The following is a 10613-nucleotide window of genomic DNA, read 5'->3' on the forward strand; positions in this document are numbered from 1 at the left end:
GACTTTATGGAGTTTCAGAGTCATTGTTTGAAGATCTATCTCCAGCCAAATAAACAATCTATGCCTTACGATATAACGAGCGTCGGAGAAGCAATTCTTCGATGTAAGAAATCAGGCATTAAAGATCTTAAAGCAAATTTTTGGTTACTTTTTGGGCGCTAGCAAAAAGTTACCCGCTCAGCAGAGCGGAACCAAGCTATCAACCTAGAAAGCGTTTGAAAGGAAACCAAAGAAAAACGCCTTCCCTTTCTTCAAAGGGAAGGCGCAAAAACAAGTTTTGAAAGCTTTTTTAAAAGCGCTACTCTCCGATGTGCCAACCATTGGTAATCGGATAACGACGGTCTCGTCCAAACCCACGTGCGGTGATACGAACGCCGGTTGGAGATTGACGACGTTTGTATTCGTTGACGTCGACAAGGCGAAGCACGCGATACACGGTTTCACGGTCAAATTTCTTGGTCGCGAGAATGGCTTCGGCACTTTGATCTTCTTCGATGTACATACGTAAGATTTCATCGAGGATGTCGTAGCTTGGTAAAGAATCTTCGTCTTTTTGGTCTGGTGCCAGTTCGGCGGAAGGTGGACGCGTGATGACGCGTTCAGGGATCACATAGCCCAAGGTGTTGCGGTAGCGGCACAGTTTGAAAACCAAGGTTTTGAAGACGTCTTTTAGTACGGAATAACCGCCGACCATGTCGCCATACAATGTAGCGTAGCCTACGGCCATTTCACTCTTGTTGCCTGTGGTCAGGACCATGTAGCCTTTTTTGTTGGAAATAGCCATTAAGGTCACGCCACGAGTACGGGCTTGTAGGTTTTCTTCTGTGGTGTCTTTGGCGTAGCCTTCGAATTCTGGCGCAAGCACGTCGGTAAAGGCTGACACCATGGATTCAATTGGTAAGACGCTGTATTTCACTCCAAGCAGTTTTGCCTCTTCTTCAGCATCATGCAAGCTGATGGACGAGGTGTAAGTGTAAGGCATCATGATGGCTTGAACTCGATCTGAGCCGATGGCATCTACTGCTACAGCAAGAGACAAGGCGGAGTCGATACCGCCACTCAAACCCAATACAATGCCTTTGAAACGGTTTTTGGTGATGTAGTCGCGTAAGCCAAGCACCATGGCTTGATAAACGCTGGCTTCCACACCTAGCGCTGGAGCAATAACACCAGCGACCGGCTCAACCTTATTAGGCTGGCTTTCATCGACGATCATATCGATGCTGTACAGACCTGCTTCAAACCAAGGCGCTTGCATGATTTTCTCGCCTTTGGCATTGACCACAAAAGAGCCGCCTTCGTATACCAATTCATCCTGCGCGCCCATGTAGTTCACATAGACAATTGGCAAAGTGACTTCAGTCGCACGCTGATGGAGTAGTTCTTCACGCTCGCCCATTTTTTCAATGTGATAAGGCGAAGCATTCAAGTTAAGGATCAATTCCGCGCCAGCCGCTTTGGCTTGTGCGATAGGTCCTGGATGCCAAATATCTTCGCAGATACTTAAGCCAACTTTTACACCTTTGATATCAACAAGACCCGCTTCACGACCTTCGCTGAAGTAACGTTTATCATCAAACACTAGGAAATTAGGCAGTTTTTGTTTAGCGTATTCCACCAGCAATTGACCTTGGTAAATCACGCCAGCGCAGTTAAATAGTTCGCCATCAATACGACGTGGATAACCAACAACTACATATATATCGTGAATCTCGGCTAATAATTTCGCCAAGGAAGATTCAATACGTGTATCCAAGCTAGAACGTAATAATAAATCTTCTGGAGGATAGCCAGTTAAGGTTAATTCTGGAAAAACCACCACATCCGCGCATTCTTCATCACGGGCTTTGTTCGCCGCATCAATAACGGATTGGGTGTTTTTTGTAATGTCGCCGACCAGCATATCCAGCTGGGCCATTGCAATTCGTAATGTCATACAGTTGCTATCTCGTGAACTCTGTTAGAATATGCCCGTTATTGTCTGGAATAACCCAAGCTAGGTAAAGTGTATGATCGTACGTTTGATCGTTTTTGTTGCTATTTTCTTTATTGGTTGGTGGTTGTATCGCCAATTTGTCGCTTTTAAACGCAGTCAATCGCCTGCGGAAGCAAAAAAACAGGATTCGCCTAAAAAGGACGAATCACAAGAAAGTATGGTTCGCTGTGAAGAATGTAAAACTTTCACGCCACGTTCTCATGCTATTCATGACCAAGAAGCGCGTCCATTTTGCAGCGCGGAACATTTAAAAGCCTTCAACCAGAAGCACTAACCCAACCGTTTGCAAGCAATCTATCTTCTCGCCACCACCAGCATAGATACTGTTGCTGGTTTTGTGTGGCGCAGAGTCGGTAGGAAATCTTAGCATTATCAGATTCATCCGGCAGCGACTCGTAACTTTCCCAGCGATAATGCACAAGCTGGTTATCTTTTTGCCAAGTTTTTTCCTGTGAACGCTCGCCTAAATCACAAAAGCCAATACATTCGCTCGCCTTTGCAGATGTGAAACTAGGAGAAACAACTAAGGCTTGCCGAAAGTCTGCCCAAATTTGCTGATCGGCCTCCACTTCATTCACTTGCCCACGCCATTGATAAGCGGCCATGAGCCTTTCTTGAAAATGCATCGACAAGCTAGACATCGCCAGTAGCAAGGCAACAATGGGCAAAGACACCCAACCTTGTTGAGCATGAAACAATGACACATTCATTTTATCTATTCCTTAAGATTTTCATCTCATCCATGTGAATGAAAAAACACACAGATTACAGCACGATTATTTGATTACCCACGCCCTGACAAGGCGAATGATAATGCCATTTTTCGCCTCTCATAGAATGGTATTCTTGATGAAATTCTGCATCACGGTTGGCTTTGCAATCACTTAATCGATACTGATACTCCACCCATAAACCACGTAGATTTTTTAAGGGGAAGCGTCCATATTCTGTGTCCAATGTGTCTACCAAACCATTTCGACTATTATCTAATAAAGGAAAAACAGCAAAGCGCTCTAAGCCATTCCATAGCTCTAACGACTTACCGCTTTCTTCTGGTGTGCGCCATAAGGCTCTCCAGCCATCTTTACCTTCTGCGATATACCAATAAAAACCATCTTCACTTTGAATAACGCCTGACTGACCAATAGCTGCATCATCCTCAAGTTTAATCTGGCTTTTACTCGCAGAGTCGCTAAAAACATGCCCAGAATAATTTGACTCGCAAGATGAAAAAGTCGTTCTATCGCCTGCTTTCCAATGGCAGCCCATGGTCGTTTCCATGGGATTATTTCGAACTGTTACTGAACTGCGACACAAGCCGTAATCAGCGCCCTGTAGCCAGTCTGAGTTTTTGTCGATTCGTCGCGTCGCCAAACGAATCGGTGGCGACATGCCCGATTCAATCGTCAAATATAACGACTCATCTATCGTACAACTGGCAGGCAAAAGGCGTGACCACTGCGCCTTCAGGTGCGCATCAATAGCCGCTTTTATGGTGTGCTGATCTTGATAAGTTTGAGCCAAAAGATGACGCTCCTGCATGCGAGCAATCGCCATCACTAAAAAGGGTAAAAACAAGCTGATCAAACCACACACCACCAGCAACTCGATCAATAAGCTGCCTTTCATATAACGTCGCTGATTCATCGTGTATCCTCTTCACTCAATGTGAGTGTCGTTGACTCAAACAGAAAATGCTGTGAGGCATGAAACCAATTTTTAAGCTCATTGCCAGTACATTTTTGACAATCGGGATACTCTTCGTGGGGCGAGTTCTGGCCATCTAGCCAAGTCAAAGATCCCGTCAGCTGTGCCATAGCGGCTTGTTTTTGTTGATTCTCATGAAGTTTTCTATGTTCTTCTGCTTGCTGAACAGATTGCCATTGTGCTGAGCTCTGACGCTGTAAAACTAGTAACACCACAGCAAATAACGCCAAACAAAGAATCACTTCGAGCATGATCCAACCCTTTTGCCTTGGCTTAGACAATCGCTGCATTAATCGCTGTTTATTCATCCGCATTGCCCTCCGCCCATTCCTTGCGAATAAGAGTCTTGTGAATAAGAGTCTTGTGAATAAGAGTCTTGCGAATAAAAGCCTCGTGGATCGGTGAGATAAAAACGCCCGCTTTGATTGAGTATTAACTCAGCTTGCCAAGCTCCCAAACAAAACTCAAAGGTGCCATTTTGATAACCAGACAAACCGTTAGATAGAAACTCTATCTGCTGTTTCTTCACAGGAAAGCCACTCCATGACACCGCCAATGAAGGCTCGAAGATAACCTGCCGATAACGTTTCTCAGCTCCGCTATTAGGCTCAATTTGATAAAGTGTAAATCCTGAAGACCAAACACCGTCGCAATTCAAGCCACCACACAAAAAGCTGGTTTGACCGCTAATTACCGCCAATTGACGAGCCTGCGTGAGTGCATCCGCTAAGCGCTTCATTTCATTTTTTAGGGTGTTTTTGTCTTTGGTGTTTTGACTAACGCTAAGAAAATGCGCTGAGCCTGCGTGAGCCAATATGCTCAAAATAGCTAGAACACAGAGTAGTTCCAGCAGAGAAAAACCGTATTGACGGCCCATTAAAAACCTCCTTGTTTTCATGTTTTTTTTTACATTTTCTTTCTAGAAAATCATAAAATTAACGGGCTTCCTGCCCTTTTTAGCAACGCTTGTTTTATCTTAACGCTTATTTTGTTCTTAGTTCGCTGCAAACCAATTATTAATATGATTGGCGATTTGTCTAGGTTTTTGAAAGGGTAATGAATGATCACACGCGCTCAGCGTTTTATGTTGCCAAGCAGCGTTCTGCTCGCTCAACAAATCATAGTGTTGGCGCAAGGCCTCATGGCTTAATTCACCCGAGAACAAGAACACTTGTTCTGACGCATCGATCATCGCTTGGCGAATATGCGGCTCATTCGCCATCAACGCCACATGGTCCGTTACTGCATCCAATGCATAAGCAAAACCAAAAGGTCGGTGAGCAAGGCGCGATTGCGTGGTGGCTTCTGCAACAGGATGTTTACGTCTATTCGGTGACACGCCATCCATAAAACTTGCTACGCCAAGTTCCACATCTCCCGTATCACGAATCAGTTTCGATGCATGACGATACTTTTGGCGCACATCCATCAAGGTAGATAAATCTTCACGATCCAAAGACGCAGGTTCTAACAAAGCCATTTTGACTTTCTTTTTGCCTTGCAAGCTACGCTGATAATTTAGGTTCAGCGCCACAAGACCGCCTAGGGAATAAGCAACTAGATCAAAATCATCCCATTTCACATGAGCCAATAAAGCTTCTACTTCGTCGGTTAATTCGGTAACCGACACAGCACCCTCTTCACCATGATGATGAAAAGAATCGCCCATGCCTTTTAGATCGGGCACCAGCATCCAACGCCACTGGGTAAAATACGGCAGCATCGGAGAATAAGTAATTTCCCCAGCGACGCCTGCACCATGTAGCAACAGACAAACTCGGTCGCTTTGCGCTTCTGGGTTCTCGTAAAGACGGTACGCAATACGCGCATTGGGTAAAGAAAGAAAAAAAATGTCAGACACTTGTAATTAACCTGTGAGGACCCTTATTAAAAGAATACAATGCTGCGATCAGCAAAACGAATACATTGAGACCTTGCGCCATATTGTAATTGCAATCAGTCAATACAATTACAAGTCGAGCGAAACCAAAGCTCGGCTATTTTTAACAAAGCCATGGTAAACGCAGATCTCATATTACTAGGTATTAAAATAAATGTCAGAAATCAAACACGTAAATCTCCCTTATCAGGCGTCGTTACTGTCTTTCTTTTCTGCTGTGCGAGACTTACCTTATCCCGCTTTACTCGACAGTAACCATGAACACTTCCCTGATACAAATTACGATATTTTAGTCGCCAACCCACTTGCTCGCATTCATCCAGTTCAAAACAGTCAGCCTATCACTTGGTACGTCAAACCGCTTTACGCGCTAAGCAATACTGACAACCCAATGACCTTGCTGAACGAATTAATGAGCTTAATTTGCCAAGAAGCTTGGGCGACATCAGCTCCGAAAGATTTGCCATTTGTTGGTGGCTTACTTGGCTATTACGGTTATGAAAGTGGGCATTTTGTTGAGCAATTGCCAGATACAGTAGAGCATGACATTCGGTTGGAAACCTTGAGTATTGGCCTTTATGGTTGGGCAGTAATTACCTGTCACAAGAAAAAAACCACCCAATTAATTACTTCACCTTGGTGTCCTTCAGAAGATGTTGCTGATCTTATCAATCGCTTCACCAGTGCTTGTGATGATGTATTGGTAAAGCATGATTTAAACGAAGCACGACCTTTTCATTTGCAAGCGCCTTTTACTTCAAACATGACAGAAACCGAGTACGCGCAAAAGTTTTCTACTGTGCAAGATTACATTCAGTCCGGTGATTGTTATCAGGTAAATTTGGCGCAGCGTTTTTCAACTTGCTACCAAGGTGACACTTTTACGGCGTATCACACATTAAGAGACGTTTGCCCTACGCCGTTTTCGGCTTATATGGAATTTTCACCAGAGCAAAGTTTACTAAGTCATTCGCCTGAACGCTTCCTCTTGTGTGATCAGGGTCGAGTAGAATCCAAGCCAATCAAAGGCACAGTAGCGCGCGGTAAAACACCTGAAGAAGACCAGGCCAACGCAGATTGGTTGCTTGCATCAGAAAAAGATCGTGCCGAAAACCTGATGATTGTCGATTTGCTGCGCAACGACCTAGGCCGAACCTGTTTAACCGGCAGTATCAAGGTGCCAAAGCTGTTTGCTTTAGAAAGTTATGCAAATGTACATCATTTGGTTTCCACGGTAGAAGGTAGGATTGATCAGGCGGATCAAGCGATTCGAGTTTTCCATCAAAGCTTCCCTGGCGGCTCCATTACTGGCGCACCTAAGATTCGCTCTATGGAAATTATCGATGAGCTAGAACCTCATGAACGTTCAGCCTATTGTGGTTCTATCGCTTACTTCAGTGCGAATGGTCAAATGGATTCCAGCATTACGATTCGCACATTGGTCGCAGATCATGGCAACTTGCACTGCTGGGCAGGCGGTGGACTGGTCGCGGATTCGAAATGCCAAGAAGAATACCAAGAAACCTTTACCAAAGTGAGCAAGTTAACCCATACTCTAGAACAAGACTTTTTGAAATAGGCCGTATCATGTCTGACATAGAGCAGTTTTTAAATGCTCCTCCCATTGACCTAAGCTTGGATGATATTCGCGCTGCATTAGACAGAGAACCTTATGCGCAACAAATCCATAACCCAGACGAGAAAATGTTTCCTAGTGGTTATGATTTGAACTACCGATCTGCTGCCGTACTCATCCCTATTTGGAAAGAGCCAGAAAATGGCGAGTTGTATGTACTTCTAACCCAACGCGCGCTTCACATGCGCAATCATCCGGGACAAATAGCCTTCCCCGGTGGCAAACATGACCCAGACGATGCCAGCATCCAATACACAGCACTGCGTGAAACATTAGAAGAAGTCGGCCTCTCACCGGATTGTTTCGATCTATTGGGAGAGCTTGGCGAGTATTGCACCATTTCGGGCTATTGCATAAAACCCATCGTCGCCGAAATGACGCGTAGAAGCGAATTAAGCCTGTGTGAAGAAGAAGTAAAATCCGTCCATTGGGTGCCTTTGCGCTACTTGCTCACACCACAAAATTACCGTTTTAAAAAGAAAGTGCTCGATACAACGTCTCGTGGTTATTTTGAAATTGATTACGAAGATATTCGTATTTGGGGCGTTACCGCAGGTATTCTTTATGGGCTTTACCAGACTCTAGCAAGGCACATACGCTAATCATTTTTTAATGTCTTTATTTAGCACCTTGGCTAAGCATTATAAGGATAGTTTTCTTTCGTCTTTTATTTCATTGACACAAATTGATAAGGTACAACTAACGTAACTTAGAACACGGTAAACCTTCCTATGCCAGCATTTGATTTAGCGTCTTTTATTGCTAACAACAAAGAAGACGAAGCTCAAAAAATCATCCATAACGCGATGAAAGAATTCGACAACATTGCCATCTCTTTTAGTGGTGCAGAAGATGTTGTTCTAATTGACATGGCAGTCAAAGCAAAAAAAGACATACACGTATTTTCTCTTGATACTGGTCGCTTGCATGCAGAAACGTATCGTTTCATCGAACAAGTTCGTAAACACTACAAGATCAATATCGATATTCTTTCCCCTGACCGTGAAGCACTCGAAAACTTCACCCGAGAAAAAGGCTTATTTAGTTTTTTTGAAGATGGCCACAAAGAATGCTGCGGCATTCGCAAAGTACAGCCACTTAAACGTAAGCTCTCCACACTAGACGCGTGGATCACTGGACAACGCAAAGACCAAAGCCCAGGTACACGTAACGTTTTAGCCTTTGCTGAAAAAGACAGCGCATTTAGTACAGATGAAAAAGATCTATTTAAATTCAATCCATTGGCGAACTGGTCTTCAGAAGACGTTTGGAACTATATCAAGATGTTTGATGTTCCCTACAATGAATTGCATTTGAAAGGTTTTACCAGCATCGGCTGCGAACCTTGTACTCGCCCTATTTTACCGAATCAACACGAACGTGAAGGTCGTTGGTGGTGGGAAGAATCAGAACACAAAGAATGTGGGCTACACATTGGCAACTTAATACCAACAACTCAACAATAAGCTCTTCTTTTTGTTTAGAAGCACTTAAATTATAAGCGTCTAAAATTAAAAGTGCCTGATACCATCAGGCACTTTTAATTTCTTTAAACACATCATTTGATTTACTTTCTACATGGCTTTGCCATGATGCGATAAAGTCTTGATAGCATAATTCTAGTTCTGTTATGTGTTGCAACAAAACTTCTCCTGCTGGTGTCATGTCCGTTGTTCGACCATGTCGAATCAACAAAGGCTCACCTAAGTCCCGCTCTAATTTTTGAATGTGTTGGCTGACTGCTGGCTGAGTTAATCCCAACTGCTTCGCAGTTTTCGTAAAACTCCCCGTTTCAACCAAAGCCTTAAAAGTAATAAGATGTTGTGTATTAAGCATAAAGATTCCTTATAGTAGATCCCATTATGCCCAATGCCTATTTTACGAACATTGACCTATATCGTGTTTTCATGAAAGACTCAAAGTTATTAACCTAAGTGGATTAAGAGCATGACTACCGCACAAGACACAATGCTACCTTGGCACGAAAGACAATCTGGCCATAAAAAATCCCGCGACAACGATTACCGTACACCTTACCAGCGCGACCGAGCCAGAATCATCCACAGCGCGGCGTTTCGTCGCTTGCAATCCAAAACTCAAATTCTCGCCATTCGACAAAACGACTACAGCCGCACGCGCTTAACACACTCTTTAGAAGTCGCCCAAATTGGCAACGGCATTGTTCACCAACTTAAATTCAGCTCACCTGCAGATGCCGACTTTCAACCTTGGCTCGCCGACGATGCTTTAATTGAAACCGTTTGCCTGAGTCACGACATCGGCCATCCGCCGTTTGGTCATGGCGGTGAAGTTGCCCTTAACTACATGATGCAAACTTATGGCGGTTTTGAAGGCAACGCACAATCATTAAGAATCCTAGGGAAGCGCGGCTCCTACTCACCTATTTATGGCATGGACGTCACACGTCGCACTTTATTAGGAATTTTAAAATACCCCGTTTTACACGCCAGTGTGGTTGGCAAATACCCAGAAAAGCCCGCTAACTTTCGCCAATTCAAAGCTTCTAACTGGGCGCCACCAAAATGCGTCTACCAAGAAGAGCAAGACTTACTAAATTGGATCATCGAGCCTTTTAGCCAAGCCGACAAAAGCTTATTACAAGAAGTAAACCGAACCGAGCCAGATGGCCACGCCAAAGCCAAACACGCCAGCTTCGACACCAGCATCATGGACCTCGCTGACGACATCGCCTACGGCGTACACGACCTAGAAGATGCCATCGTCCTTGGCATGGTCACCAAAGATATGTGGCTAGAACACCTAGAACCAAAACTCGCCGCATTAGCGTCACCCTTTTTAGCCGAAAACCTAAACGACATTCGCACCCAACTGTTCAGCCGCCAAAGCCACCTTCGCAAAGAAGCCATCGGCAGCCTAGTTAGCTGGTTCATTACCTCTTGTCGAGTGATCGAAAAAACACAATTTGAACATCCGCTATTACGCTTCCAAGTCGGCTTACCAAAAGGCCAACGACAAGCCTTAAACCTGCTAAAACAATTCGAAATGCAACACATCATTCAACGCCCAGAAGTGCAAATGCTCGTCTACAAAGGCCAGCAAATGTTATTGGAAATGTTCGAAGCCTACTCCGCCGACCCAAGCCGATTACTGCCAAGAGAAATCGCTAAGGAATGGCAAAAAAGCCAAGAACGCGGAGAAAACGGACTTCGCATCATCTGCGACTACATGGCCTCCATGACCGACGACTACGCCAGCCGCATGTACAATAAGTTGTTTGTTCCGAGCTTAGGCTCGGTGTTTGAGCCAATGTAGTTGGGTTTAATTACAATTCAATTTGGAGCCAAAGGGATATTTGGCTCCGTTCAAACGCTTTGTATTCCCAACCTTTATTC

At 44.4% G+C, this 10613-nt stretch carries 12 protein-coding genes; 5 read left to right on the plus strand and 7 right to left on the minus strand.

Annotated features, from left to right (window positions below):
• Positions 1-298 precede the first annotated feature (298 nt).
• Positions 299-1936 carry an NAD+ synthase gene (locus TY87_RS21995; protein WP_100188709.1) on the minus strand — a complete coding sequence of 546 codons (1638 nt, stop codon included), beginning with the start codon at positions 1934-1936 and terminating at the stop codon, positions 299-301.
• Positions 1937-2009: 73 nt separating this feature from the next.
• Between TY87_RS21995 and TY87_RS22000 the strand changes: the two genes are divergently transcribed.
• Positions 2010-2270 (plus strand): PP0621 family protein, encoded by a 261-nt coding sequence (locus TY87_RS22000; protein WP_072838138.1) that lies wholly within the window; start codon positions 2010-2012, stop codon positions 2268-2270.
• Here TY87_RS22000 and TY87_RS22005 read toward each other — a convergent pair.
• From TY87_RS22005 to TY87_RS22025, 5 genes are all read right to left on the minus strand, one after another.
• Positions 2254-2706 (minus strand): hypothetical protein, encoded by a 453-nt coding sequence (locus tag TY87_RS22005; protein ID WP_100188710.1) that lies wholly within the window; start codon positions 2704-2706, stop codon positions 2254-2256. The two genes, TY87_RS22000 and TY87_RS22005, sit on opposite strands and share 17 nt — an antisense overlap.
• A 55-nt stretch (positions 2707-2761) precedes the next feature.
• The gene (locus TY87_RS22010) at positions 2762-3643 is read right to left on the minus strand and encodes a type II secretion system protein (protein ID WP_100188711.1); all 882 of its coding nucleotides are present in this window, start codon (positions 3641-3643) and stop codon (positions 2762-2764) included.
• Positions 3640-4017 carry a type IV pilus modification PilV family protein gene (locus TY87_RS22015; RefSeq protein WP_157789942.1) on the minus strand — a complete coding sequence of 126 codons (378 nt, stop codon included), beginning with the start codon at positions 4015-4017 and terminating at the stop codon, positions 3640-3642. The genes TY87_RS22010 and TY87_RS22015 overlap by 4 nt, the downstream gene beginning before the upstream one ends.
• Positions 4008-4580 (minus strand): GspH/FimT family pseudopilin, encoded by a 573-nt coding sequence (locus TY87_RS22020; RefSeq protein ID WP_100188713.1) that lies wholly within the window; start codon positions 4578-4580, stop codon positions 4008-4010. Before TY87_RS22020 ends, TY87_RS22015 begins: the two co-directional genes overlap by 10 nt.
• A gap of 117 nt (positions 4581-4697) precedes the next feature.
• Positions 4698-5564 carry an alpha/beta fold hydrolase gene (locus TY87_RS22025; protein ID WP_100188714.1) on the minus strand — a complete coding sequence of 289 codons (867 nt, stop codon included), beginning with the start codon at positions 5562-5564 and terminating at the stop codon, positions 4698-4700.
• A 193-nt stretch (positions 5565-5757) separates the two neighbouring features.
• On the opposite strand from TY87_RS22025, the gene pabB reads away from it, so the two are divergent.
• From pabB to TY87_RS22040, 3 genes are all read left to right on the plus strand, one after another.
• Positions 5758-7182, plus strand: coding sequence for an aminodeoxychorismate synthase component I (pabB, locus tag TY87_RS22030; protein ID WP_100188715.1), 1425 nt, complete (start codon positions 5758-5760; stop codon positions 7180-7182).
• A gap of 8 nt (positions 7183-7190) precedes the next feature.
• Complete coding sequence (locus tag TY87_RS22035; protein ID WP_012070652.1) at positions 7191-7841, plus strand: NUDIX hydrolase; 651 nt, start codon at positions 7191-7193, stop codon at positions 7839-7841.
• Between the two features lie 129 nt (positions 7842-7970).
• Entirely contained in the window at positions 7971-8705 is a 735-nt protein-coding gene (locus tag TY87_RS22040) for a phosphoadenylyl-sulfate reductase (protein ID WP_100188716.1), read from the plus strand.
• A gap of 64 nt (positions 8706-8769) precedes the next feature.
• Here TY87_RS22040 and TY87_RS22045 read toward each other — a convergent pair whose 3' ends face one another.
• Positions 8770-9075: a LysR family transcriptional regulator gene (locus tag TY87_RS22045; RefSeq protein WP_072838145.1), complete on the minus strand. Its 306-nt coding sequence runs from the start codon at positions 9073-9075 to the stop codon at positions 8770-8772.
• Positions 9076-9186: 111 nt separating this feature from the next.
• Between TY87_RS22045 and TY87_RS22050 the strand changes: the two genes are divergently transcribed.
• On the plus strand, positions 9187-10533 hold the full coding sequence (locus TY87_RS22050) for an anti-phage deoxyguanosine triphosphatase (RefSeq protein WP_100188717.1): 1347 nt from the start codon (positions 9187-9189) through the stop codon (positions 10531-10533).
• Positions 10534-10613 lie beyond the last annotated feature (80 nt).

Origin of the sequence: Marinomonas sp. BSi20584 (assembly GCF_002792415.1) — a bacterium.
GTDB classification, from domain to species: Bacteria; Pseudomonadota; Gammaproteobacteria; order Pseudomonadales; family Marinomonadaceae; genus Marinomonas; species Marinomonas polaris.